The 26,424-nt window shown below is 40.7% G+C and carries 24 protein-coding genes; 8 read left to right on the top strand and 16 right to left on the bottom strand.

What is annotated here, in order from left to right; genetic code table 11:
- Positions 1-18: 18 nt before the first annotated feature.
- The 6 genes from NMS_RS05100 to NMS_RS05125 form a co-directional block, all read right to left on the bottom strand.
- Positions 19-804: a TIGR03915 family putative DNA repair protein gene (locus tag NMS_RS05100; RefSeq protein WP_041495735.1), complete on the bottom strand. Its 786-nt coding sequence runs from the start codon at positions 802-804 to the stop codon at positions 19-21.
- A complete protein-coding gene (locus tag NMS_RS05105; protein ID WP_041495736.1) occupies positions 804-2,063 on the bottom strand; it encodes a putative DNA modification/repair radical SAM protein in 1,260 nt (419 codons plus the stop codon). Before NMS_RS05105 ends, NMS_RS05100 begins: the two co-directional genes overlap by 1 nt.
- Positions 2,064-2,130: 67 nt before the next feature.
- The gene (locus tag NMS_RS05110) at positions 2,131-5,262 is read right to left on the bottom strand and encodes a DNA polymerase III subunit alpha (protein ID WP_041495737.1); all 3,132 of its coding nucleotides are present in this window, start codon (positions 5,260-5,262) and stop codon (positions 2,131-2,133) included.
- Positions 5,263-5,534: 272 nt separating this feature from the next.
- The gene (dinB, locus tag NMS_RS05115; protein ID WP_041495738.1) at positions 5,535-6,749 is read right to left on the bottom strand and encodes a DNA polymerase IV; all 1,215 of its coding nucleotides are present in this window, start codon (positions 6,747-6,749) and stop codon (positions 5,535-5,537) included.
- Between the two features lie 182 nt (positions 6,750-6,931).
- Positions 6,932-7,216 carry a hypothetical protein gene (locus NMS_RS05120; protein WP_041497488.1) on the bottom strand — a complete coding sequence of 95 codons (285 nt, stop codon included), beginning with the start codon at positions 7,214-7,216 and terminating at the stop codon, positions 6,932-6,934.
- Between the two features lie 11 nt (positions 7,217-7,227).
- Positions 7,228-8,055 carry an SOS response-associated peptidase gene (locus NMS_RS05125; protein WP_041495739.1) on the bottom strand — a complete coding sequence of 276 codons (828 nt, stop codon included), beginning with the start codon at positions 8,053-8,055 and terminating at the stop codon, positions 7,228-7,230.
- A 132-nt stretch (positions 8,056-8,187) separates the two neighbouring features.
- Between NMS_RS05125 and NMS_RS05130 the strand changes: the two genes are divergently transcribed.
- A complete protein-coding gene (locus NMS_RS05130) occupies positions 8,188-8,961 on the top strand; it encodes a LexA family transcriptional regulator (protein ID WP_041495740.1) in 774 nt (257 codons plus the stop codon).
- A 31-nt stretch (positions 8,962-8,992) separates the two neighbouring features.
- On the opposite strand, the gene NMS_RS13880 is transcribed toward NMS_RS05130, so the two are convergent.
- The 3 genes from NMS_RS13880 to NMS_RS05140 form a co-directional block, all read right to left on the bottom strand.
- Positions 8,993-9,160 (bottom strand): hypothetical protein, encoded by a 168-nt coding sequence (locus NMS_RS13880; protein WP_158448961.1) that lies wholly within the window; start codon positions 9,158-9,160, stop codon positions 8,993-8,995.
- 11 nt (positions 9,161-9,171) lie between these two features.
- Positions 9,172-9,399: a hypothetical protein gene (locus NMS_RS05135; protein ID WP_041495741.1), complete on the bottom strand. Its 228-nt coding sequence runs from the start codon at positions 9,397-9,399 to the stop codon at positions 9,172-9,174.
- Positions 9,400-9,518: 119 nt separating this feature from the next.
- On the bottom strand, positions 9,519-9,740 hold the full coding sequence (locus NMS_RS05140) for a hypothetical protein (protein ID WP_041495742.1): 222 nt from the start codon (positions 9,738-9,740) through the stop codon (positions 9,519-9,521).
- A gap of 120 nt (positions 9,741-9,860) precedes the next feature.
- Here NMS_RS05140 and NMS_RS05145 point away from each other — a divergent pair, with 120 nt between their 5' ends.
- Positions 9,861-10,523: a DUF2461 domain-containing protein gene (locus NMS_RS05145; protein ID WP_041495743.1), complete on the top strand. Its 663-nt coding sequence runs from the start codon at positions 9,861-9,863 to the stop codon at positions 10,521-10,523.
- On the opposite strand, the gene NMS_RS05150 is transcribed toward NMS_RS05145, so the two are convergent.
- Complete coding sequence (locus NMS_RS05150; RefSeq protein ID WP_041495744.1) at positions 10,520-11,494, bottom strand: peptidase associated/transthyretin-like domain-containing protein; 975 nt, start codon at positions 11,492-11,494, stop codon at positions 10,520-10,522. The two genes, NMS_RS05145 and NMS_RS05150, sit on opposite strands and share 4 nt — an antisense overlap.
- Positions 11,472-12,746 carry a 3-deoxy-D-manno-octulosonic acid transferase gene (locus NMS_RS05155; RefSeq protein WP_173405815.1) on the bottom strand — a complete coding sequence of 425 codons (1,275 nt, stop codon included), beginning with the start codon at positions 12,744-12,746 and terminating at the stop codon, positions 11,472-11,474. The genes NMS_RS05150 and NMS_RS05155 overlap by 23 nt, the downstream gene beginning before the upstream one ends.
- 100 nt (positions 12,747-12,846) lie before the next feature.
- On the opposite strand from NMS_RS05155, the gene NMS_RS05160 reads away from it, so the two are divergent.
- From NMS_RS05160 to NMS_RS05170, 3 genes are all read left to right on the top strand, one after another.
- Positions 12,847-13,980 (top strand): DegT/DnrJ/EryC1/StrS family aminotransferase, encoded by a 1,134-nt coding sequence (locus NMS_RS05160; protein ID WP_041495745.1) that lies wholly within the window; start codon positions 12,847-12,849, stop codon positions 13,978-13,980.
- 71 nt (positions 13,981-14,051) lie between these two features.
- Positions 14,052-15,335 (top strand): metal-dependent hydrolase family protein, encoded by a 1,284-nt coding sequence (locus tag NMS_RS05165; RefSeq protein ID WP_041495746.1) that lies wholly within the window; start codon positions 14,052-14,054, stop codon positions 15,333-15,335.
- Positions 15,336-15,366: 31 nt separating this feature from the next.
- Positions 15,367-16,197 carry a M23 family metallopeptidase gene (locus tag NMS_RS05170; protein WP_041495747.1) on the top strand — a complete coding sequence of 277 codons (831 nt, stop codon included), beginning with the start codon at positions 15,367-15,369 and terminating at the stop codon, positions 16,195-16,197.
- Between the two features lie 70 nt (positions 16,198-16,267).
- On the opposite strand, the gene NMS_RS05175 is transcribed toward NMS_RS05170, so the two are convergent.
- The 3 genes from NMS_RS05175 to NMS_RS05185 form a co-directional block, all read right to left on the bottom strand.
- Complete coding sequence (locus NMS_RS05175) at positions 16,268-17,608, bottom strand: ABC1 kinase family protein (RefSeq protein ID WP_041495748.1); 1,341 nt, start codon at positions 17,606-17,608, stop codon at positions 16,268-16,270.
- Between the two features lie 129 nt (positions 17,609-17,737).
- Positions 17,738-18,421, bottom strand: coding sequence for a TetR family transcriptional regulator C-terminal domain-containing protein (locus NMS_RS05180; RefSeq protein ID WP_052476735.1), 684 nt, complete (start codon positions 18,419-18,421; stop codon positions 17,738-17,740).
- Positions 18,422-18,637: 216 nt separating this feature from the next.
- On the bottom strand, positions 18,638-18,994 hold the full coding sequence (locus NMS_RS05185; RefSeq protein ID WP_041495749.1) for a toxin-antitoxin system YwqK family antitoxin: 357 nt from the start codon (positions 18,992-18,994) through the stop codon (positions 18,638-18,640).
- Between the two features lie 231 nt (positions 18,995-19,225).
- On the opposite strand from NMS_RS05185, the gene aspS reads away from it, so the two are divergent.
- On the top strand, positions 19,226-20,977 hold the full coding sequence (aspS, locus tag NMS_RS05190; RefSeq protein ID WP_041495750.1) for an aspartate--tRNA ligase: 1,752 nt from the start codon (positions 19,226-19,228) through the stop codon (positions 20,975-20,977).
- Positions 20,978-20,998: 21 nt separating this feature from the next.
- A complete protein-coding gene (locus tag NMS_RS05195; RefSeq protein WP_041495751.1) occupies positions 20,999-21,271 on the top strand; it encodes a hypothetical protein in 273 nt (90 codons plus the stop codon).
- On the opposite strand, the gene NMS_RS05200 is transcribed toward NMS_RS05195, so the two are convergent.
- Positions 21,268-21,717 (bottom strand): nucleoside deaminase, encoded by a 450-nt coding sequence (locus NMS_RS05200; protein ID WP_041495752.1) that lies wholly within the window; start codon positions 21,715-21,717, stop codon positions 21,268-21,270. The two genes, NMS_RS05195 and NMS_RS05200, sit on opposite strands and share 4 nt — an antisense overlap.
- Positions 21,718-21,824: 107 nt before the next feature.
- On the opposite strand from NMS_RS05200, the gene NMS_RS05205 reads away from it, so the two are divergent.
- Positions 21,825-23,591 (top strand): 1-deoxy-D-xylulose-5-phosphate synthase, encoded by a 1,767-nt coding sequence (locus NMS_RS05205; protein WP_041495753.1) that lies wholly within the window; start codon positions 21,825-21,827, stop codon positions 23,589-23,591.
- A 1-nt stretch (position 23,592) separates the two neighbouring features.
- Here NMS_RS05205 and NMS_RS05210 read toward each other — a convergent pair whose 3' ends face one another.
- On the bottom strand, positions 23,593-26,403 hold the full coding sequence (locus NMS_RS05210; protein ID WP_041495754.1) for a T9SS type A sorting domain-containing protein: 2,811 nt from the start codon (positions 26,401-26,403) through the stop codon (positions 23,593-23,595).
- Between the last annotated feature and the right edge of the window lie 21 nt (positions 26,404-26,424).

Raw genomic sequence — 26,424 nt, forward strand, 5'->3', positions numbered from 1 at the left:
GCTTATCTAGATATGATCTTAAGCCACCTTTTCACTCAAATATTTCCAATACCTTCTTGGAACGTGCTGTAGATGCAGCTTCATGTTTTTACGAGACTCTATGTTAGTGCTCTTAAAGTACTGATTCCATAGGTCTCTGTAGTTGTTTTCGCTTTCGCGAAAGCGAGATTCCTTCAAGCCGCCCGTGTTAACGATGCCGCGCTGCGACCTGGGATCCTTGAAATTGATGGTAACTTCTACTACTTCATGAAGATCGTAGGAGATGCCGAAATCTCTTTTAAGATCATAGATCACCCATTTCTGGTCGGCATAGCGGTTTTTGAAATGTGAAGCGATTAAAGGCAGAACATTGAAATCTGGCTCACAGTTCGCATAATACAAATCGTCCTCAATTAAGTGAAAACGTATAAAAGCTTCCATGCGGTGTTTCTCGCGGCCCACCATTTTGGCGGCTTGGGATATTTTAAGAATGATGCTGTTCCCATAATCACCAGAGGGTGCTTTTCCTGCTTCAAAAGTTTGTTGGCAATATTGAAACAAGGTGTTTTCTATACCGATGACCTCACTTAAAAAAGCTTTGTAAAACTCCCTCATGTCCTGTGGTGTGCTCAGTTCATTCATGCGTTTCAAGACACGATGGGCCTTTTCAGGTTCTGTAATCACCTCATGAGCAGTCCCGAAAATGCTGCTTTGTTGCTGTGCAGGTGCTTGGATGATTGGGCTCTTGATCTTGTGCTGGTAAATGGTAAAGATGGTAGTCAACAAACCATCAAAACTTCCGTCATATTGTAAAACGCGTTCCATTAGAAAAGGCTTAATTGGTTAGTGAAATTTTTACTGTATTTGCTGCTCCCAGATAATAGAATCTGACTCTTGATCTGTATAGGCGTCAAGTCGCGGCTCTCAAATTCTCTAGAACTGCAGGTAATAAAATATTTAGACCGATTCATGGAAATACCTATTGCCTTCAAGTGATCCCAGCCCAATTTTCTATAACGACGGGCACTTAAAATCTTGCCTACAGACTTCATTCCCACTCCTGGAATGCGTGCTAGCATTCGTTTTTCCGCTCTATTGATGTCAATGGGGAATTGATCCAGATTGCGTAATGCCCAAGAAAGCTTAGGGTCGATATCCATATCCAGATTTTGATGATGTTCGTTTAGGATCTCTCGTACATCAAACCCATAAAATCGCAGCAGCCAGTCGGTTTGATAGAGTCGGTTCTCTCGCATCATAGGAACTTCAGTACCTATAGCTGGTAATCTGGAATCGTCTGCCACGGGTATGTAACCCGAATAGTACACCCGCTTCATCTGAAATTTATTGTAAAAGAAGTTGGCACTGTACATAATATCCCGATCGCTTTCTCCAGTTGCACCTACAATCATCTGGGTACTTTGGCCTGCTGGCGCGTAAATAGGAGTGCTCTTGATGATCTCCTTTTCAGATTTATACAGGTCAATGGCATTCTTTACCGCCTTCATAGGCTGTATGAAATCTTTGTGGTCTTTATCTGGCGCTAGGAGTTTTAATCCTTCTTTAGTGGGAATTTCTATATTGACAGATAAACGATCTGCATACAATCCAGCTTCTTGCATCAGTTCATCACTGGCGCCTGGTATAGATTTCAAATGAATGTAGCCATTGAAGTTTTCTTCTAGGCGCAGTTTCTTGGCGACTCTTATCAGGCGTTCCATCGTGGCATCTGGACTTGTAAAAATCCCAGAGCTTAAAAACAATCCCTCAATATAATTGCGTCTGTAAAAATTGATGGTAAGATCCACCACTTCCTGTACCGTAAAACCAGCACGTTTGATATCATTAGATTTACGAGTCACGCAGTAGGCGCAATCAAAAATACACACATTAGTAAGCAAGATCTTGAGCAGGGACACGCAACGGCCATCTTCCGTATAGCTGTGGCATATGCCCATACCACTGGAATCGCCCAGTCCTTTATTTTTATTTTGCCGTTTGCTGCCGCGGCTGCTACAACTCACGTCATACTTAGCAGCATCTGCCAGTATTTCTAACTTCTCTTTTATTCTTTCGTAGTTCATAATTCTAATTCTATTGTCATGGCGCCGTAAGACGGTATCAATCGTATTTTCTTAATTTCCCTGGCTCTTATTCTCTAACTTTTCCAGGTTTACGCGAGCCGCCTGGCTGATGTATTTCTACTTTTTCATGAGGTAACTCCTGCCTGCGATACCCGTTGCCGTTACCCATGCGGCGTTCTCGCAAACTGGCTTGTTTGTCCAGACGCTGCATGGTCTGCGGGTTATCCTCTGCATAGCGTGGATCTTGTATATAATCTGCCTTCTCCATGTTTTGTACTTCAATCGAGTAGAAGTAAAACTCTTCTACCACTTTCCCATAGACGGCATAAATACCGCTTCCGCGAAAGGTGATTCTTGCCGCCACCGATGGAAACATCACGGTATCAAAAAAATGACCATCACGATCTATAAATGTCCCGAACTGCATACGCATACCCTTTCCTGTATGGGTAGTTTTTATATTGATTACATATCCATAAATAAGGATCATACTATTGAGGTGGGCCTTGAGATCCTTACGGGTCTTATTGTTGCGAGTCGGGCTTGCCAGTAAATCAAAATGAGAACACAAGGGAAAACCGAGCAGCTCAATTTGCTCAAAAGCTAGTTCTTGCTGTGTTGTAGTAAGCCGCGGTATGTGAGATTCTTTATATTTAGGAACAAACAATTGTTTCTGAATCACCTTTTTGGGATTTTTATCCATTTTAAAAAGTGCCTGCCACAACAGTTCATACCTATCCATGCCGGTAAAGCGGAAAGCGTTGATGCGTATCAATATGGAAATCTGATCCACACTTATCAGCACCCGATTTATAAAATCTTCTAAGGATTGAAAAGCACCATCTCGCCATCGGGCCTCGACAATGTGTTTCATGGTTTTATGCTCCAGTTCCTTCAGGTAGCTGTACCCTAAGTAAATGGTTGTTCCTTCTATGGTATTAGCAATATCGCTGTGATTGATGCAGGGCGCCTCGATGGTGGCACCACACATTTTGGCTTCATGAACGTAGAGTTCTGGGCGGTAAAACCCACCACCATTGTTTAGTGTTGCGGTCATGTACTCTAGTGGGAAGTACCGTTTTAAATATAAACTTTGGTAGCTCTCTACGGCATAGGAGGCGCTATGACCTTTCGCGAAAGCGTAACCCGCAAAACTCTTGATTTGATTCCAGATTTCTTGAGACTCTGCTGGATCGTAACCTTGGTCAAGGCAGTTTTGATAGTATTTCTGTTCTACTTTTTGAAACTCCTCTCTAGACCGGTATTTACCGCTCATACCTCGTCGTAATATGTCTGCCTCGCCCAGATCGAGCTTTGCATAATAGTGCGCCACTTTGATCACATCTTCTTGATAGACCATGATGCCATAAGTTTCAGGCATGATGCTTTGCATGATGGGATGCGCCTCTGCACGTTTTTCTGGGTAACGGGTGCGCAAGATGAACTCGCGCATCATCCCACTTTGTGCCACACCTGGTCGTATAACAGAGCTTGCCGCGACAAGACCTATATAATCGTCAGTGGCTAGCTTGCTCAATAACATGCGCATGGCAGGCGATTCTACATAAAAACAACCGATGCATTTTGCCTGTGAAATCATAGCATTAATGCTCGCGTCTTTCATGAATTTTTTAGTGTCCCGGCGCACATCTGCTACCTGTGCCTCTGGTTGATTCTTTTTGATGATCTGTATCGCATCTCTAATTTTCCCTAGTCCGCGCTGGGCTAAAATGTCAAATTTGTGGATGCCGGCATCTTCTGCAATGTGCATGTCAAATTGTACGGTAGGGAAACCTTTAGGCGGTAAACTGGTAGCACTGTAATAATGCAATGGTCGCTCTGTAATAAGGATTCCGCCAGCATGAATGCTCGTGTAGTTGGGTTTATCCTTGATGTGATGAGCGTACTTCAATACCAGGCGATGCATTTGATCGAGCTTAGAATGCCGCAAGTCTCCAGTACTCAGCTGGTCAATATCTGCCTTAGGCAACCCAAACACTTTGCCCAACTCTCTAATTACTGCACGGTATTGAAAGGTGTTGTAAGTGGCGAGTAGCGCTACATTATCAAAACGATCAAAAATGAAACGCGTTACATCCTCACGATCATCCCATGAGAAATCCAGATCAAAATCTGGTGGACTGCTGCGGTAGTCATTGATAAACCGCTCAAAATATAGATCGAGTTCTATAGGATCTACCTCAGTAATCTGTAGTAAATAAGCGAGGATGCTGTTAGCCCCACTGCCTCGACCTACATAGAAATAGCCTTTATCACGAGCGTACTTGCAAATCTCCCAATTAATTAGAAAGTAGGCGACAAATCCCTTTCTAGCAACTGTGGTAATTTCCTTTTCAATACGCTGTACAATGTCTGGAGTTGATTGTTCATAACGGTAAGGAATCCCTTCTTGTGCGAGTTGCTTCAATAGCTCTAGATCTGCAGCAACATTATTGGCGCGGTCGCGATGGTATGTTTTCTGATTAGCATTGAGCAACGATTTGTCATAGTCAAAACAGATGCTGCACTCTTCCAGCAATTGAGTCGTATTTTTTAGGATATAGGGATACTCCTCAAATACTTTTTCTAGATTAACTAGCGGTATCATCTGGTCTTGTATTGATCCTTGCTGGTCTTCCGGCAATTGACTCAGCAGAATGTTGAGGTCAATGCATCGCAGCAAACGGTGCGCATTGAAATCCCTTTTATTACGGAAACTCACAGTTTGCAGCACCACCAGTTTGTCTTTCAACTTAATATAATCGGTAAAAGGTAGTTTTCTTAAAGCTGCAATGGAGATGCCTATGAATTCGCTTTCGCGAAAGCGAATTTTCTTCATCTCCATCACTTTCTTCAATGGATAGATGACAAAAGAGTTTTCAAATTCAGGCGCCTGATCCGGTATGGGAATTTTGTTCTCTAGGTGGAAAGAAAGGTGGCTGTTCATTTCCTGAAACCCAGCGTTATTTTTTGCAATGGCAACGTACAACGCTTGATGATCCCTGCGGAAGTCAATGCCTATCACAGGTTTTTGAGACTTTCCTTCCAGCAGTCGTACAAAATTTAGGCAAGCGCTGGTGTTGTTGATATCTGTCAGCACAATGGTTTGTAGCCCATTTGCCACTGCAAGATCGATCAGCTCTTCTTCTTTAAAAGTGCCGTATCGCATGGAATATTCTGTGTGGTTATTGAGGTACATATTTAAAAACAAAAACAAAAACAAAAACAAAAACAAAAACAAAAACAAAAAAAGAGAAAGACCAGCTTTAAATCACAACCTATTAATAGTGTTGATTTCCTTCTGAAATCTTTTATTGCGGATCACCTATTACTATTAAAAACTTCATTTATTCTCCTAACTCCTAACTCCTAACTCCTAACTCCTAACTCCTAACTCCTAACTCCTAACTCCTAACTCCTAACTCCTAACTCCTAACTCCTAACTCCTAACTCCTAACTCCTAACTCCTAACTATTGCTTCCTATGCGCCAGCACCACCGGCGGTAAGCCATTGAATGGATTTGTCATGCGCCCTATGGTTTTAGCTCCTAGCCCAGAGGCTCGCACCACGCTGCGGTCACCATATTTCTCTCTCATTTTGTCTAGTGCATTGTACAAGTTCAAGGCACTTTCAGTATCGTCAAAAAGATTGATCTGATAATTTCCACTTACTAAATGGGAGAAGCGGATGCCTATCAAACGCACCAGTAATCGCCGATTATAAAGACGTTCGAACAGATCCAGAATCTTTGGAATCAAGATGTGGTCTGCACTGCCGTAAGGAACTCGCAATTGTTTAGAGTAGGTGTTGAAGTCAGAGTATTTAATCTTGACATTGATGCAGCCGGTAAGTTTATCGCCTCTTCTCAGTTGGAACGCCAGGTTTTCTGTCATGGCGATCAATATAGATTTCAATTTATGGACGTCGATGGTATCTTTATCAAAGGTCCGCTCTGTACTAATAGATTTACGTTCATTGAAAGCGACGACGGGCCTATTGTCCACACCTTGCGCCCGTCGCCAGATCATGCTCCCATTTTTTCCTAGTACCCGTACCATCATATCTTCTTGCATTTCTTGTATGGTTTGTATTTTACGTACGCCTAGATGTCTTAAGGTTTGATAGGTTTTATCACCCACTTGCGGAATCTTTTTGATGGAAAGCGGTGCCATAAACTCTTTCTCACAACCGTCATTGATCATGAGCTGGCTGTCTGGTTTTGCCTCGCCTGTAGCAATTTTAGAGACTACTTTATTGATGGAAAGACCGAAGGATATAGGCAGTCCGGTTTCTTTGATGATCTTATTCCTTATTTCTGTGGCTAGTTTATAGCAACCGTAAAACCGGTCCATACCAGTAAGATCAGCATAGAACTCATCGATACTAGATTTTTCAAAAAGAGGTGTTTCTTGTTTGATGATTTCAGTGACCTCATCTGAATGTTTAGAGTAGGTTCCTGCGTTGCCTCTTATAACAATAGCTTCTGGGCACAGTTGTTTTGCTAATTTCATAGACATACCACTATGAACACCATAACCTCTAGTTTCATAACTGCAAGCCGCTACCACGCCACGATCACTAGTACCTCCTACAAGAAGCGGCTTGTTCCTAAGGCGGGCATCCATTTTACGTTCTACGGAAACGTAAAATGTATCTAGATCCAGATGTATGATTTGCTTTTTCATGAGGTTTATACTCCTTTAGTATTGATTGATGACCGAACCGAGGTCCTTAAGATCACCTGCTTTATTTCTTTAATTCTACTGTTAGTGGGGCTTGTGGCTTTTTTAAATCTAGTGGTTAAAAAACCTCACGAGGTTTCCCTGTGAGGTTGAGTTGGTTTCAAGATGAATATTATACTATATGGCTAATCTTCTATATTTCGTAAGACGATATCATGCACCGTTGGCTCTAAATCACTGATTAAGCTATCGTATTCTAGAGAGTTGGTTAGCTGTATGCCATTGCACTGCAAGACTTCATTTAAGGTATCGTAAACTTTTTTAATAAGGTCTTCCGTGTCAGCTACTTTGTCATGCCAGCTTTTTACAATCGCACTGCTTTGAGATCCTTTTGTCATAGATTGCTTTCTAGAATCCATTACTCGTTGAACTCGTATGGCGAGATCTTTTTTTATTTTTTCAATATTCATGGCTTTCAATTTTAAAAGAGTACAAACTGGTCACCCTCTACCAGGCGCTCTTCTCTAATGTTCAAGGTATCTTCACTGGTATATTTAAGACGCTCATAAAGACATCTATCGTAATCTTTAAACAGCTTTTCACCTATAGGCTTCAATAACTCTAATCCATTCGCATCTGGATTTTTAATTTTTTGTGAGATCGGATAGGCGTTGAACCCTTTAGAGTTGAATGGCTTCATTATAGCAGATAGCTCTTTTACAGAAAGATCCTGATCTAGCCATTGTTCTTCTTGTTCTCTAGAGAGTACTAAGGGACCGCGATGATGTCCTATACGTTGTGTCAACCTGTTTGAACCAGTTGTTACAATGGCAACAGTATGATGCAGCTCTCCAGTTAATGGGTGTTGCCACGTGTCATATATACCAGCTAGGGCGAAAGGTCCACGATCTCTATTAGGATATACTAAATAGGGTTTGTTGAGCTTTTCTTGTTTCGGACCCTCAATAAATGCGTCTACTAACACAAGACACCGCTGTGATTTGATGGCATGCCGAAACATTGGTTTTTGAAAAATGCCCATTGGACCTGTGTAGGCTGGATCATTTTCTGGATTGTAACTTCCTTCCGCACGGGCATTAATCATGTAGGTTTGCTTGTGTGCCCAATGAGGAGTGTATCCTAGCGTAAATGTTTGTATGTGGTTAGGCATAGCGCTAGTGATCACTGGTATTTTATTACCTGCGCTGATGTTTACATTCTCTTCTAGATGAACCCCTTTCGCGAAAGCGGCATTAAAACGTTTCTCTAAAAGTGCTTCTGGTGTTATTACGGACGCTCTACCACACATAATTTTTTTGTTTTAGGAAATATTCCAAGTCTTATTCCTGATTGAGTTTCAAAAGTATGGAATAATTCCTAATAAATGGAAATAATCCAATGTTAAAATTGGAATTATTCCTAAAAAGAATATATTTGTCTCATGGCACAAGACATCTCAACTGAGGCAAAGCGATTCAAACAGGTACGTGAGGATCTAGGAAAAACACAAAGTGAGTTTGCAGACTTACTTGATGCAGGGAGTACAACGGCAGATATTGAACGCGGTAAAAAGAAAATTACCGGTAAGATCGTAACAGAACTGTTACGGCAGTTTCACATCAATCCATTATGGTTGTACGGTACTAGTTTCAATAAGTATTTAGAGACGAGTCAGAATACGGCGCCTAAGATTATTACTATGGACGCCAGTGAAAGGGAAAACATGATTATGGTGCCTATCAAAGCCAGTGCAGGATATGCCAGTAATGTACTAGATACAGACTGGTATAATGAGCTTCCCGCATTTAATATTCCTTTACCTCAGTACAAGGAAGGAAGTTATAGAGCTTTTCAAGTGAATGGTGATAGTATGTTGCCAGTGCTTCAACCTAATGAATGGGTCATGGCGCGCGCTGTGGAAAATGTGCGACAAGCAAATGACAATAAAATTCATGTGGTGGTGACACCAGATACTGTAGTTGTAAAAAAGCTGCGAAAAACAGAGTCCCCTGAAAGTATATTGTTAATATCCTTAAATAGAGATTATCCAGTAATTGAACAAACTGTGGCTGAAATCAATGAGCTTTGGGAGGTCAATTCAAAACTAAGCTTTGATTTAGATGTTTATGAGGGACAAGAGGCGATGATTTCGCTCAAGCAGGGTCTAGATAGTTTAAGAAGTGAAATTGCCAGCATAAAAAAAGGAACCGTTTAAGGTTCCTTTTTGAAATATGCATGGAAATCAATCAATCTGGGTCACCAGCAGTAGGATTGGTATCATAACTTTCATCATCGTCGCTATCTTCAGCGTCTGGCGCTAGTTCTTCAACCTCTACAGTCTTTTCTTCGCGACAACTAGATAATGTAGGTATTGCGATGGCAATAATTGCCAGTGTTAAAATGATTTTTTTCATGTTATTTTAATTTATGCACCTTCTTCAGTGCTCATTTCTGTGTCTTCCATGTCGTCTGCTGCGTCTTCCATATCGTCAGCTGCTTCTTCCATGTTGTCTTCCATATCGTCTGCCGCATCTTCCATGTCGTCAGCCATTTCTTCCATTTGCTCTTCAGCAGATTCGTTTTCTTCTCTACAAGATGTAGTAAACATAGATACCGCGAATAAAGCAATAAATACTAGAGTTAATTTTTTCATTATTAAAAGTTTTTAGGTTAAGGGGTTAAATATAAAAATGATATGGTGTAAACCATAGCTTTTATGAGAAAAAGCTACTTGAGTATCACCATTTTAATTAAAAAGGTGGATAAACTCGATTAGTTATCGTCTCCTATCTTGTCAATCTCTTCATTGATTTCTTTGTTGACTTCATTGTCAACTGCCTCGCCAGCTCTTTCTAAAACACCACCTGCTTCATCAGTAGTGTCTTCTGTAGTTACTTCAACTTCCTTGATGATAGTTTCTGTTTCTTTTTCAGATTCACGGCAAGAAGTGAATGCAGCAGCTCCTATTACTAGAGCAAATATGATTTTTTTCATGGTTAAATGATTAAATGGTTAAGGCGGCAAAAGTATTTTTTTAGCAGATCCCAAATACTAATGTTCTTATAATTTATTAACAATGCAACTGTCTCATTTTTATATTTATAGAAAAATAATATGAGTTTTCACAAAATGTTTTCTTTCTTGAGAGCACTTCAAAAAAATAACAACAAAGACTGGATGGATGAGCACCGGGATGAATATCATGAGGTAAGGGATTGGTACATCTCATGGTTAAATGAATTGGATGGCAAATTAGGTAAGGTAGATCCCGACTATCACTCTACTACGGGCAAGCGTGCTATCAATCGTATCAATAACAATTTAATGTTTCATCCTGAAAAGCCGGTTTATAAAGATCACTTTGGTGCTGGGATGGATATATCAGACAATGGAAAACAAGGTGATTTTTATATTCATCTGGGAACTAACGGCTCTTTTATTGCCGGCGGATTTTATAAACCGAAGAAGCAAATACTAGATTCTATTAGAGATGCCATCGATTATAACGGCAAAGAATTGAAAAAAATCCTCAATAAATCATCGTTTAAAAACACATTTGGAGAATTGATCGATGATGGGGACTCTCTAAAAACCTCTCCTAAAGGATATTCAACAGATCATGAGCATATTGATTTGTTAAGGCGCAAGACCTTTGCAGTGCAACACGATGTCACTCAAAAAGAGGTCATGCAAGAGGATTTTCAGGCTAAATGCGTAGAAATCTATAAAGAAATGCTGCCCTTTAGAAAGTATCTGAACAAGGCAGTCACTGTTTAATCTCTAGGTTCGTACACTTTAAGTACAGCCCCCATACCGTAATTATCATGCCCTGATCGTACCAGTTTGCTGTTGGGATTGTAGGATAATTCGAACAATTGCCAGGTTTTATTATTGAAAAAGATTCGTCGTACCCAGGTTTGCTGGCCGTTAATCTCGTCCGTAAAGGGTAATAAAGGTCTATACGTGGTAGACACTTTTTCCATTCCACTTCTAGTACGAATTTCTCTGTATTTTTTGGCGTCAATGAGTCTGCCGTCAGGATAGGTATAGCCCAATACTTGGATGGCTGCAAAAATACCTTCTTGGGGGATTTGAATACCTAATTCTTCTACATCTAATTCGTAAACCTCTTCACTCTTTTGAGTGATAATGAAGGTTTGTGTCGGGTAGGAGGACTTTTCCATAGGAGCTCCAGCAGTATTTACATTGTAAAATTGCATCCTAAAAAGAGTAGAAAATGCGCACAGCTTCCCTTTTTTACTGCTTTGGCTTTCTTCCAGTACAATAGGGATCAACAAAGTCTTGAGCTTAGTCGGGTTGCCATCCACACGCTCAAACTTCACAGCAATTTCAGATTCTACTGTAGGCAGCCAGCAATCAAAATAATTATCGTGAGCAATGGCATCTATATCTTCTTCTTTAAACTTTCCATCAAGTCGTGCCTGTACCACCACCGCTTCAAGTTCTGCGGTTGACGGATTCAAATATAAAACGGGAGCAATTCCATTCGTGGCCACAGTTAAGTCTTCATAACCTATGGAAGATATTGTTAGTGAATCCACGTCTGGGTATCGCTTTCGCGAAAGCGAAAAAACACCATCGCCATCTGCAAAGGTTCCAAGTCCATTACCGAAACTAATGGTTGCAAACGAAACCGGTTCTTTAGAATCCCGATGGAGTAAGGTGATTTTTTGAGCCGTGGTGGACCAAAAGACCATAAATAGACTAAGAAATAAGAAGCTCTTCATCAATAGTTTTTAAGTGTTCCAGTACAAGATCTGTCGCGCCCGTATTGCTGTTGACCCAGTGCCCACAAATCATGCCTGTTTTATCTCTTAAAAAATCATCCTTAAAAAGACGATCCATAGTTTCTTTGAATTCAGTAGGATTGGTAACCGAAAATAGACCGCCTAGATCTTCTAGTTTTCCAGCTTCTGGATATTTTTCGTAGTTCTTGCCTATCACTACTGGTACTCCAAAAGTAGCTGCCTCAAGTATGTTATGTAAACCAGAGGACCCCATAGAACCTCCCACATAAGCCACATCTGCATAACTGTATGCTTTAGTTAAAAGTCCAATGGTATCAATAATCAAAACACTGGTATTAATGTTCAGCAGTTTTTGATGCTTCCTTGTCTCTGTCCAGCTGATGGTGTCAAAGGGGAGCGATTGTTCTAATTCATCGATTTGTTCTTCACCCACCTCATGCGGTGCGATGATTACTTTAATATTTTTAGTCTTGTCATTTTCTACAAGCCAAGATTTCATCACTTCGATATCTTTAGGCCAACTACTACCAACGACCAGGCAAGGCTTCCCTTCAATGAATTCCTCCAATTGTGTAACGCGATTGTCGCGCTCAATAAGCTGGCTGGCGCGATCAAAACGAGTATCCCCACTGACGCTTGCATTTTCAAAGCCTAGTGCTTTTAATTCTCGTAGAGAAGATTCATTTTGAAGGAAGAAATGTTGGAAAGCTTTTAAAGAGCTGGTCATCCAGGAACCGTACCATTTATGAAAGCTCATCTTTTCGCGGAAGATCCCGCTTACTAGTAAGGTGGGAACCTTGTTAGCCTTGAGCGCATTTAAATAATTGGGCCAGAATTCGTATTTCACCATAATTGCCAGTGACGGGTCAACCAGTTGCATGAATTTTGAAACGTTAGAAACGGCGTCTATTGGTAAGTAGCAAACGACATCTGCCAGCTTGGTGTCCTTTTTATTTTCATAGCCAGAGGGCGAGAAAAAGGTAAGGACGACTTGATATTTCTTTCGGTTGAACTTTTCCAGTACGGGAACAATTTGCTCGTATTCCCCTAGAGAAGCGACATGCACCCATATTTTAGGTATGGTGCTCTTTACTTTGGTGTCTAGAATATCCCAGGAACGCTCCCGCCCCTGAGAACCTAGCTGCAATTTCTTGTTAAAGAAACCGGCTAATGGTAGGCTCGCTTTCGCGAAAGCGGAACCCGTATCGTAAATACTTTTCAAAATAGGCATAGTTCCAAAAATAGCACAAATTAGCCGTTGGGCGATGCGATACTTATATCGTACTTTTACAAGAATACCGCTGTTTACAGCTATAAACTAGATAAAACCCATGCGTAAAATCCAGATGGTGGACCTCAAAGGTCAATATGAAAAAATAAAAAGTGAAGTTGATGCAAATGTCATGGAGGTCATCGAGACCACGGCGTTTATCAATGGCCCTGAAGTTCACGCATTCCAAAAAGAGTTGGAAGATTACCTGAATGTAAAACATGTGATCCCTTGTGCTAATGGTACAGATGCCTTGCAAATTGCTATGATGGGTTTAGGCCTTCAACCAGGTGACGAGGTTATTACTGCAGATTTCACATTTGCGGCTACCGTTGAAGTCATTGCTCTATTGCAACTAACTCCAGTTTTAGTAGATGTGAATCCGTTTGATTTTAATATAGATATTGACGCGGTAAAGCGAGCCATTACTCCTAAAACTAAAGCTATTGTACCGGTACATTTATTTGGACTTGCTGCAAATATGGATGAAATCATGAAACTGGCAGAAGAGCATGAATTGTATGTAATTGAAGATAATGCTCAAGGTATAGGTGCAAATTACATGCACAGTAATGGTTCCAAATCTAAAACAGGAACTATAGGCCATGCGGGAACAACCTCATTCTTTCCTTCTAAAAACCTAGGCTGTTACGGTGACGGTGGAGCGATTTTTACTAACGATGACGACCTCGCCCATACCATTCGTGGGATCGTAAATCACGGAATGTACGAGCGCTATCACCATGATGTTGTGGGCGTGAATTCGCGTTTGGATTCCATGCAAGCAGCCGTGTTGCGCATCAAGCTGCGCAATTTGAATGATTACAATACGGCCCGTAGAGATGCCGCACGCAAGTATACGGCAGCATTTGCCCAAGAGGAAAAGATCATCACACCTCTCATATGTGATAATTGCGATTGTCATGTTTTCCATCAGTACACCTTAACTGTAAAGGGTACAGACCGCGATGCGCTAGTAAAGCACTTAAATGAAAATGAAATTCCCTGCGGTGTTTATTACCCGATTCCATTGCACAAGCAAAAGGCTTATCAGGACGAGCGTTACAACGAGGCCGACTTCCCGGTAACTAACCGTCTGGTTAAAGAATGTATCTCTTTACCTATGCATACAGAGCTGGACGATGATCAAATCGAATTTATTACTAAAACAATTATAGAGTTTGTTAACCGGTAGGTAGGCCTTTCCGCTTTCGCGAAAGCGAAATTCAACTCAAATTCATTACAACCTTGAAAACATCGAGCACCATGAAAAAGTTATTCGTATTAAGCCTTGTTATTTTAATGAGCTTCTTGACATACGCACAAGAAACCACCACATTCATTCATGCGGGTCATTTACTGGATGCCTCTACTGGAAAATGGATGGATGAAGTCACTATAAAAGTGAATGGATCAGAGATCACCGATGTTTCAAAAGGTTATACGACCATCCCCCAAGACGTCAAATATTTTGATTTGAAGAATCAATGGGTATTGCCAGGACTGACGGATATGCATGTGCACATGGAAACCGAGTACAATCCGCAGGCTTACATCTCAAAATTTGTGGATGACCCAGCAGATGTGGCTTATAACAGCGTCGCATTTGCAGAAACTACCTTGATGAAAGGTTTTACCACCGTAAGAGATCTAGGCGGGAGCGGAATTAATATTTCCTTACGAGATGCTATCAATAAAGGAAAACTAATAGGTCCACGCATATTCACTGCCGGCAAGTCCATTGCAACCACGGGCGGTCATGCCGACCCAACTAATGGAGGTAATGCAGCATTTATGGGTGATCCAGGACCGCGAGAAGGTGTGGCAAATGGAACGGATGAGGCTAGAGAGGCAGTACGGCATCGTTATAAAAATGGCGCCGATTGTATCAAGATCACTGCTACAGGAGGAGTATTAAGTGTTGCAAAAAATGGAAGCAATCCACAATTTACCCTAGAAGAAATAAAGGCAATCACTAGCACTGCGGCAGACTATGGATTCCATGTGGCTGCACATGCTCATGGTGATGAAGGAATGCGCAGAGCGGTAGAAGGTGGTGTTAAAACGATAGAGCATGGAACTTATATGAGTGAATCTACCATGGACTTGATGAAAAAAATGAATTGCTATTTAGTTCCAACCATAACTGCAGGAAAAGAAGTAGCACTAAAAGCTGAGGAAGAAGGCTTTTATCCGGATATCGTTGTTCCTAAAGCTCGTGAAGTAGGACCTCAAATTCAAGGAACATTTGCTAGAGCTTATAAGCGTGGTGTCCCAATTGTTTTTGGAACTGATGCTGGAGTTTTCAAGCATGGTAAAAATGCCATGGAGTTTGGTTATATGGTGGAAGCTGGAATGCCAGCCATGGAAGCGATTCAAAGCGCAACTATTACACCAGCAAAAATCCTTCAAATGGAAGGACAAATAGGTCAAATAAAAAAAGGCTTTTTTGCCGATATTATTGCTGTATCTGAAAATCCAGAGAAAAACGTGAAGGCATTAGAAAGCGTGAATTTTGTAATGAAGGACGGGAAGGTTTATAAGAACTGATCAAATAGAGTTCTGTTAGAATAAAGGTACTATGAGAATATTTTTAAGTATTTCATGTCTTCTAATTTGCTTGCAAGTATATGGGCAAAAAAATGCATGGAAGAATAAATCTGAAGCCAGATGGGAAAATTTTGAAAATGGAACAAGGCTATTAGCGTCTAATGATAATTTGCTGCCGGTCACTTACATCGTTGATGTTAAAATTAAAAACCTTAAGCAAAGCGTTTCAAACGGGACTCTGGTAGTTATACCTCCTGGAGCTTCAGATTCTGTAGTTTTTGAATTTATAAAAATTGACCCTAAGAAAGGTTGGGATGTAAAAAACAACACGTTGAGTTATTATGGCGATTTATCAGATACCGAATACGACGCTGATTATGTATATGACTTGCCTTTTGAAAATGGTGCCTCATTTAAAGTGGCACAAGGTTACGGCGGCACAATTTCACATCAAAATAAGTTTGCTATTGACTTTAATACGCCTGTGAACACAACGGTACATGCAGCAAGAGAAGGCCTGGTTGTTGAGGTGGTAGAGAATAACGTTAGAAGCTGTGATCAACCTAGTTGTGCAGATTTTAATAATTATGTGAAAATCTTACATAGCGACGGCACTATTATGCAATACCTACACCTAAAGAGAAATGGATCAGCGGTTAAGGCTGGAGAGATGGTTAATAAGGGAGACTTAATCGGTTATAGTGGTAATACCGGTTGGAGTACAGGGCCACACCTACATATCGATCTGTACCTGACGGGTAAGGATAATAAATATCAGACACTAAAGACCAAGTTCAAGATTCAGAAAGGTGAGATTTCAGAAGAGCTGATTAAGGGAGAGATCTATACCAAAGACTACTAGAAGAGTTCTTCTTGTTGTAATCAAAAACGCCGCTATCAGCGGCGTTTTTAGTTTGTTCATATTTGTAGTTCTACAAAGCAGGATGATTACTAAAACCTTTCTCCTCTAAGTACTTTACATAATCTCTAGTATTTACAGTTGCTTTCAGATCATGCAATAAATTATAAAGACCAAAGAATGTACGGTTGATGTATAAGAAGTGCTTGCTCCCGCGATTTCCATTCATTTTTCGCAACTCTTTATCGTTACTGTACTTTTCACTCAGTGAACTGATTTGATCCCAGAAAGATTCATCTGCAAAATCGAATGTTTTTTCTTGAAACGGCTTTGTGAATAAACTCAGCATTTCATGAAAAAGGGTGGAAAAATAGTTGATTTCCTTATCGCTATCCTCTTTACGTAAAATTTCCAGTTGGAATAATTTCTCTCTGAAGATCTCTGGATTATTGATGCTCGCAGGAACAGCTAGTTCAAAATATGGGACGTAAAACTCATCCGGTATTTGCTTGATACAGCCGAAGTCAATCGCGATTAATTCTTCCTCTTTAGAGATCAAAAAATTCCCTGGATGTGGGTCCGCATGGACTGCCTTCAACCCGTGCATTTGGAACATATAAAAATCCCACAGCGTTTGGCCTAATTTGTTCCCAGTTTCTTGAGAGAATTCAACAGCTGCAAATTCGCTCAAGTGTTGCCCATTCATCCAGTCCATCGTGATGATGCGTTTGCTGGACAGATCTGGGTAATATTGCGGGAATTTTAGATTAGGGATATGAGAACAAGCCTCAGTCATAGCGATACTTTGTTCCACTTCCAGTGTGTAATCCGTTTCCTCTAAAAGCTTGTCTTCTACCTCAGCAAAATAGCGTTTGGAGTCCTCTCCTTTAAGGTTGAACATTTTGATGGCTATTGGTTTGACCATCGCAAGATCGCTACCTATGGAGTCTGCTACACCAGGATATTGGATTTTAACCGCCAGCTCCTTGCCGTTTTTAGTAGCTTTATGAACTTGGCCTATGCTTGCTGCATTTACTGAATCTTTAGAGAATGTATCATAAATCTCTTCAGGAAAAGCCCCTTGGTATTTCTTAAAAGTCTTACGTACTAACGGTGCAGACAAAGGCGGCACGCTAAACTGTGCTAGACTAAACTTCTCCACATAGGCTCCAGGAAGCAAGCTTTTATCCATAGAAAGCATTTGAGCTACTTTCAAAGCACTGCCTTTTAGGTTTTTAAGTCCGTCATAGATATCGGTAGCATTGTCTTCGTCCAACTCGCTGCGATCCATTGCTGGATTCACGGCTTTCTTAGAATAATATTTCAAATAGTTCCCGCCTATTTTGACACCAGTTTTCACGAGCTCAGTCGTGCGGCCTATTTTACTGGTAGGAATTTTATCTAATGTTTTCATGATTCTAGTTGAAATTCAGAAACCTGAATGCTACGATTTAGTGAATAGTTATTTCGCTTTCGCGAAAGCGAAATAACTATTCATAAGATGCTGCTCTAGGCTCATTTTGAACTTGGCAGCGTTTTTATTTTATGCTTTACGTTCCTTCCAAAGGAATTTTCCGAAATCCAACACCGCATCTAGAGGAGTATTATCAAAAACATCAAATATGGTGTTTACAGATTTCTCTATAGCCATATCAGTTTTTTCAAACCCAGCGCTGTCGTCGTCCATCCAAAACTTGAGTAAGAATAGCATTTGTACCCATGCACCCTCACTATAAATGGTTTCAGACCGCTCCAGTAGGATGTTGGTCTTGCTTTCATTGCGCTCTTGGATCAATTCCTTTGCAAACCCTTTAACGTGTTTGCGCAGGCCTTTAAGTTGCTCCATTTTACTCATCATGTGCTGGTTCTCTTTCAAAGTATAAAGCACATAGCTACGGTTGAGTGTCAATAATTCAAAGAAGGTGTAGAAGAACGTCAACATTTTCTCACGGTTGGAGAAACTGTGGTATTCATCGCTTTTATGAGCTACATCCATAGTCATAGTGAAGAATGTGTTCCATATTTCCTTGCGCAATCCATCAAAACTCCCGAAGAAATTATAAAATTCCTGCTCGGTCATATTATTATCCTTTGCAAACTTGAAAACACTCTTAGGAGTCTTCTCATGTTCTAGAACATATTCCATGTATATCGTAATCACATCTTGACGGGTGATTTCCTTCTTTTTAGTTGCTTTTTTAGCAGTGGTTTTTTTAACAGTGGCCATAAAATCAAAGATTTAGGTAAAGATACAATCTGTTTAATCTTTATAGTAAAGGTCTTAAACAAAACTATGTTAATATTAAGTCGTTACTCTCGTCGAAAAATTGCAAGAAATCTTCTGAATATTGAAATTTACTCGACTGAAATTTTAAAATTTAAGGTACAAAAAAACCATCCTATGAAAGTAGGATGGTTTTTGAAATTCTTTAGTAAGAAGTACTTACGGTCTATTGCTTGCTACAGGGTTTTTATTGACCCAAGTGTTGACTGCAGCAATTTGATTATCAGCATAATCTACTTCAGTTAATTTATCATCGCTCCAGATGAACCATTTTCCAGTTTTCACACCTTTATTAAATTCTGCCTGAGCTGTTTTCTCTCCTTTGACGTTATAACTCGTCCATTCTCCGTGACGCTTTTTATTTAAGAAAAATCCTTGTTGAGCAACTTCTCCATTTTCATGAAAATAGGTAGCTTGAATTTTACCGTCTTCCAGTTGTTCAAACTTAGGTTTTACTTCTTGTGCATAGGAAATCATTCCTATCAACATCGCGCTCAATAACATTAAATTTTTCATAGTACCGTTCTTTATACATAACAAATTTAAACATATATAAACATTCAAACAACAATTAGGTAACATTAATTTTACATACAAATTATAAAACACTGAAAAACAGTGGTTAAAAGGATGATCAAGGTTTTGATTTAATCGATTTAACCTACAATTTAGTAGCTATTAAGTGTAAAAGAGTCGGGTAATGATAAGAATCGGCTTATTTTTGCACGCTTATTAGAAGATTTAATTATGTATAGATCACACGATTGTGGGAGCCTGCGCGCCAGCGATATCACTAAAGAAGTTACACTTGCCGGATGGGTACAAAAATCCCGTGATAAGGGTTTCATGGTATGGGTGGATTTAAGAGATCGTTATGGTGTGACGCAGTTGATCTTTGACGAAGAGCGTACGGATAAGCAAGTTCTTGAACAAGCGCAGAAACTAGGTCGTGAGTTTGTCATCCAAGTGAAAGGAACCGTGATAGAACGCGAGTCCAAAAACGACAAAATGCCTACGGGCGATGTTGAGATTTTGGTTAAGGAATTAAAAGTCTTAAGTGAATCTAAAACGCCTCCTTTTACAATAGAAGATAAAACGGATGGTGGTGAGGAACTGCGTATGAAATACCGTTACCTAGACATACGTCGCAATCCGGTACGTGAGAATTTAATTTTTAGATCAAAGGTTGCCATGGAGGTCCGTAATTTCCTTGCAGGCAAGGATTTCGTTGAGGTAGAAACTCCTGTACTAATTAAATCTACTCCAGAAGGTGCTCGTGATTTTGTGGTGCCTTCTAGAATGAATGAAGGTCAATTTTATGCCTTGCCGCAATCGCCACAAACCTTTAAGCAATTGTTGATGGTTGGTGGAATGGACAAATATTTCCAGATTGTCAAATGCTTCCGTGATGAGGATTTGAGAGCAGACCGTCAGCCAGAATTTACACAGATTGACTGCGAGATGTCTTTTGTTGAACAGGAAGACGTCTTGAATACTTTCGAAGAAATGACACGTCACTTGCTTAAGAAAGTAAAGAACGTGGATGTAACAGAGTTTCCTCGCATGACCTATCAGGAAGCGATGGAGAAATATGGAAATGATAAGCCGGATATTCGTTTTGGGATGGAGTTTGGAGATATTTCCGCTTTCGCGAAAGCGAGAGACTTCAAAATCTTTAATGAAGCAGAAATCGTTGTTGGGATCGCAGTTCCAGGCGGTGCTGGTATGACTAGAAAAGAAATTGACGGGCTTATCGATTGGGTAAAACGACCGCAAGTAGGCGCTATGGGAATGGTGTATGCAAAATATAATGAGGACGGTAGTTTCAAATCCAGCGTGGATAAGTTCTACGATCAAGAAGATCTAGCAAAATGGGCAGAAGCCACTGGTGCACAACCAGGAGACTTGATTTGCGTGCTATCTGGTCCTGCAGACAAAACCAGAGGACAATTGAGCGCCTTGAGAATGGAGCTGGCAGAGCGATTAGATTTGAGAAAAGCTGACGAATTTGCACCCTTATGGGTTGTAGATTTCCCATTGTTAGAATGGGATGAGGATACCAATCGCTACCACGCGATGCACCACCCATTTACATCGCCTAAACCAGAAGATATTGATAAGCTAGCTACTGATCCTGGAAATGTAAGAGCTAATGCCTATGATCTTGTGATGAATGGGAATGAAATAGGAGGTGGGTCTGTGAGAATATTTGACAAAAAGCTACAAGCCTTGATGTTTGACCATTTAGGATTTACACCAGAGGATGCTCGAGCACAATTTGGTTTCTTGATGGATGCTTTTGAATATGGAGCGCCACCACATGCAGGACTGGCGTTTGGGTTTGATAGATTAGTGGCAATTTTAGGTGGACAGGAAACGATACGTGATTTCATCGCTTTCCCTAAGAACAATAATGGCCGCGATGTAATGATCGATGCACCATCAAAGATTGATCAGGAGCAATTGAAAGAACTTAATTTAAAGGTTACGGTAGAATAATCAGCACTATATTTACTCACAATGATCAATGCCACTAAAATCTTAGGAATTTTACTACTCGCTACGCTAGCAGTAATTGGAGTAGGCTTTTATGTCATCCATAGTGGCGATTCATTGGAAGGCAATAAGATTATAGGGTTTGCCACCGCATTTCTATTTCTCATTTTAATGCCAGCCTTCATCTTTGTGCGCTATAGAAAAAAGGATTTATCTAAGTTCAATTTTCACAATAAAAGCGAACAGGAAAAGAAGGAAGAGGAAGAGGATTGGGATGATAAGAGTCGATGGAATTAATTCAAACGTCTTCTAGCTTTAAAGAAATCATCTAATATTTTTGAGCATTCTTCCGCAAGGATTCCGTGAGACACCTGTGTTTTAGGATGCAGTTGTGTTCCCATCTTGCGGTAGCCACGATGTTCATCGCTCGCGCCAAACACAATCCGAGAGATCTGTGACCAGTATAAAGCGCCGGCGCACATTTGGCAAGGCTCTAGGGTCACGTAAAGCGTACAATCTTTTAAATATTTACCGCCTAGAAAGCTCGCTCCGGCAGTGATGGCTTGCATCTCCGCATGCGCTGTAACGTCAGTTAAGGTTTCGGTAAGATTGTGACCCTTAGCAATAATGCGGTTGTCTGTCACAATGATAGCGCCTACAGGGATTTCATCACGATCAAAAGCCGCTTCAGCTTCCTGAAGAGCTTTTTGCATAAAGTAGGTGTCGTCGTATGGTTCTATCATTTTTCAAAAATACAGCGAATTCAACGACTAAGAATCAACAGCTCGAAATGAGATCTATTTTTTAGATTCCAGTTCACATTAAGCTGCATTACAATTACCTTTGAATCATGTCGCACGATTTACTTTCTCAAATTGATTTACCAGCTGATTTAAGACGCTTTCGCGAAAGCGAACTGCTCCAAATAGCACAGGAATTAAGAGGTTTTATCATTGATGCAGTAGCGGCCAAAGAAGGGCACCTGGGTGCCAGTCTAGGTGTGGTAGAGTTGACAATCGCATTGCACTACGTGTTTGATACACCTAATGATTTACTGGTTTGGGACGTAGGCCATCAAGCCTATGGACACAAAATATTGACGGGAAGGCGTGATGTTTTTGATACGAACAGAGAATTAAATGGGATCTCTGGTTTCCCGAAAAGAGCGGAAAGTGAATACGACACCTTTGGTGTAGGTCATAGTTCCACTGCTATAAGTGCCGCTTTAGGAATGGCGATGGCAAGCCAGTTAAAAGGAGAAAAGCACAAACATATTGCTATCGTGGGAGATGCGAGTATTGCTAGTGGGATGGCTTTTGAAGCTTTAAACCATGCAGGGGTGAGCGGTGCAGATCTACTCGTTATTTTAAATGATAATGCCATAGGGATTGATCCTGCGGTAGGAGCCCTAAAGGATTACTTGACGAAGACGAAGAGCGGGAAAGAGACCGGACGCGATAATATTTTTGAATCCTTGAACTTCGACTATTCAGGACCCATAGATGGGCATGACCTTCCTAAACTAATTGCAGAATTCCAACGGCAAAGTGGTCTTTCTGGTCCACGCTTACTTCATGTGAGAACCGTGAAAGGTAAAGGCCTAAAACAAGCGGAACAAGATCAAGTGCGTTATCATGCCCCAGGTAAATTTGATAAGATAACTGGAGATATCCCAGCTAAAGATGAGAGCCAGTTACCACCTAAATTTCAAGATGTTTTCGGACATACTTTAGTAGAACTCTCGCAGCAAAATGAGAAGATTGTTGGGATAACACCAGCCATGCCCACGGGAAGTTCCATGAAAATTATGATGGATGCATTTCCTAAACGCGCATTTGATGTTGGTATTGCTGAGCAGCATGCGGTGACCCTAGCCGCAGGAATGGCTACTCAAGGGGTAGTGCCATTTTGTAATATCTATTCCACTTTTCTACAGCGTGCTTACGACCAGGTCATTCACGACGTCGCGCTGCAAAAACTTCCCGTTATTTTCTGCCTCGATCGAGCAGGACTGGTAGGTCAAGATGGAGCAACACACCACGGTGCTTTTGATCTTGCTTATCTTAATTGTATCCCAGACCTGATCATCGCAGCACCTATGGACGTTGTGGAATTGCGTCACATGATGTACACGTCACAGCTAGGGTTACCATTACCCATCGCTATAAGATATCCTCGTGGCCGTGGGCATATAGTGCAATGGCAATTACCTTTTGAGAAAATAGAGTTAGGAACGTCTAGACTGCTCAGTCAAGGAAATCGAATTGCTGTACTCAGTATAGGATCTATCGGGTTGATGGTTCAAGAACTCATTCAGCAGGAACAATTAGACATCACTCATATAGATATGAGGTTTTTAAAGCCTGTGGATGAGACTCAAGTTTTGCGCGTTTTAGAAAATCACGATCATGTGATTACCATTGAGGACGGCACTATTTTAGGTGGTTTAGGCAGTATGGTGGGGAATCTCGCTTTCGCGAAAGCGAACAAACCATTACCTCAATTGCATGTACTAGGAATTCCTGACTCCTTTATAGAACATGGCCCCACTGCCGACTTGCATCAACTTGCAGGGATCGATCGTGGGGCCTTGTTGCAACTCATCCAGAGTTTATAATCTATTCTTTTAAGAATTTAGTGGTTTGATTGATACCGTCACCAGTGACTTTCAGTAAATAGAATCCAGTGCTTAATGCCGAGATGTCTATGCGCTGCTTACTTCCACTTAAGGATTTATTTGCTTTGTAAACTTGTTGACCGTTGAGGTTGTAAATAGTGATTAAGGTGTTGCCGAAATCTCTATTACTATCAACGAAGATCTCTGTACTCGCCTGAGTAGGGAATATCTTAATCGGTTTCTCTCTGATATCATTTGTTATGCTCGCTGTAGTGCCGTCAAATTTACCCGTAAACATACCACGACCGTGTGTCGTAGCTAATACGGTATTGTCTGCCGTTCTTAAATCAAGATCATAAACAGGAACGCTGGTCATCCCATTCATAGTTTGCACCCATGTAGGACTTGGGCTGTCAAAATCTGTAGTGGCATAAATTCCATTTTGAGTTCCAATAATTACTTCATTAGCAACTAATGGATTTTGTAAAATGGCCTTAACGGGAATGTCCGGTAAATTTCCGTCTTTTTGGGACCAAGTAACTCCACCATCGTTAGTGTACCATACATTGTTGACACCATAGTTATGCATAGTTAAGAAAATCTCTAACTCACTCGCTCCAAATTCAATATCAGAGACGCTACCTAGGAAGTCAGGACTGCTCAAACTTGTAATCGAATTTGCTGTGGAATTGGCGTTGTCAATCCTAAATAATCTTGAGTCCTGTGATCCTACGTATAAGGTTGGAGATACAGTGGAAAAAGGAGAAGCTTTCATTGCAGTTGGTCGTCCATTCGCAATTTCACCCCCTGTAATCTCAGTGCAGTTTGCTGAACTCGCTCCCAACTCACAAGCAGTTATAGAATTTTGATTTCCTGCAGTTCGTGAATTGGCATAAAACACATCGAAAGCAGAATCCAATTCTCCAACATTGATGAAATCACCATCGTTTTCATTTGAGATAAAATATCTAGATCCATTATTATTAATAGGATATGATAGGTATATGTGGGTTCTACTCGTATAACCTAAAATGGCGTAAACTCCCTCATCATCAATGGCAGAAAAGGAACCGTCACCACCGGTAGGGTCAAAGGAAGAACTAAGACCATTACCAATGACTGAATTATTTATTACTGGTGACCCATTATCTTGGGTACCTCCTATAAAGTCATCCCCATCTTCAAAATCGATCTGGTTGATATCTCCATAATAGAATTGGGTAACATTGTAACCATTGTTTCTCGTCTGTATGGCATTAGAATTAGATCCAGCTTGACTTATGGCACTAGCAAGAGATACACCGCCATCTGACCCAATCAATGCGCGGTCATTGTTATTAGGTTGGAAAGTCAAAGCGTGGACATCAGCATGTACAAATGGAATCTGCAATAAATTCATGTTAGGATTCTCTGACCATTTAGATATTTGCTGCCAGACAGCACCACCATCTTCTGATCTATGGATATTGATTCCACCAACATATATAGTTTCATCATTATTTGGAGCAACTTCAATAACTAAGTCATAAAAAGACTGACCGCGAGTAAAATCGGAATCTGGAATTCCGTTATCTGCATCTTGAGGCTCCTCGACATCTTCAATCGTTAAAAATCCATCGAGAGTTTTAAAAATTTCTGCCTCACCACTTACGCTTGCTAATACATAAAGCTTGTTAGCATTTGTTTTAGATGCTGCTAATTCTGTTCTATTTCCATTAACGTTTTGAAGTAATGTCCAGCTGGTTCCATTTGTAGTACTGTATATACGTCCACCGCCGGCTCCAAAACCAGGAGAATGTATGGTGCTCATGTAGATTTTGCCATCAGCGGCTAGTTCAAAATCGTTAGGTACAACAGGAAAGGTACCATCTGTGGTAAAAAATTTCAGGTTAAAATCTTCGTTTCGAGACCAAGTGGCACCATTATCAGCGCTGCGATAAATTCCTGCGCTTTGTGAGCCCAGAAAATTTAATGGATTACGAATGGTAAAATTAGGACTAAAATATCTAGATGCTCCTACGCCCACATAGACCTCAGTCGTACCATTGACATCTCGCGTCAATATATCATTGATATGGAAGATACCTGCTTGAAATAAGTTGCTGCCATCTTGAAAATCTCCTCCTCCTGCTACGGGTATATCAACCGCTGCCCATGTAGCGCCACCATCGGTTGATTTATAGAGCCCATCACCTATGGCTGCTCCATCTGTGTACTGTTCACCAGTTCCTATATAGATCGTGTTCGAATCATTAGGGTCTATTGCATAGGCGCTTACCGAAAGGTTAGCTGCTATTCCTGGAACTATTTTCCATTGTCCTATGACATTATTAATATTTTCATTTACCCACAACCCACCGCCGACGGCTCCTGCAAAAACACGGTTATAATCGACTCCATCACCATTATTAGCTCCTACATCATTAGGGTCAAAAAAAACGACCCGAGTACGACCGCCTACATTTAAAGGTCCACGCTCAATCCATGGGGATGTCACAGTTCCTGGTGTTCCTTTGGCTAGACTTAATGGAAACTTAGTAGGCTCTACTAAAAAAGGAGTGGGATAACCTAAATCAGGATTCATCGTTAATTCCCACATGCGCTCATTGTACGCGTTAGGTGGTAAACCGAGTTCTCTACGTTCTTTACTGCTCAAATTTTTGGTGTCATTAAATGGAGAGTCGGCTAGAAACTTTTCATGTTTCTGTCTCTTTTGCTCCATCAAGCTCAGTTGCTGTTCCTTGGGAATAATGAGATAAATAATAAATGCAATAAGGGCGAGAGCAACAGAATATAGAGCAAACTTTTTCATGAGTAGAATTAAGGGATGATA

This window comes from Nonlabens marinus S1-08 (assembly GCF_000831385.1).
In the GTDB taxonomy this organism is placed as follows: Bacteria; Bacteroidota; Bacteroidia; order Flavobacteriales; family Flavobacteriaceae; genus Nonlabens; species Nonlabens marinus.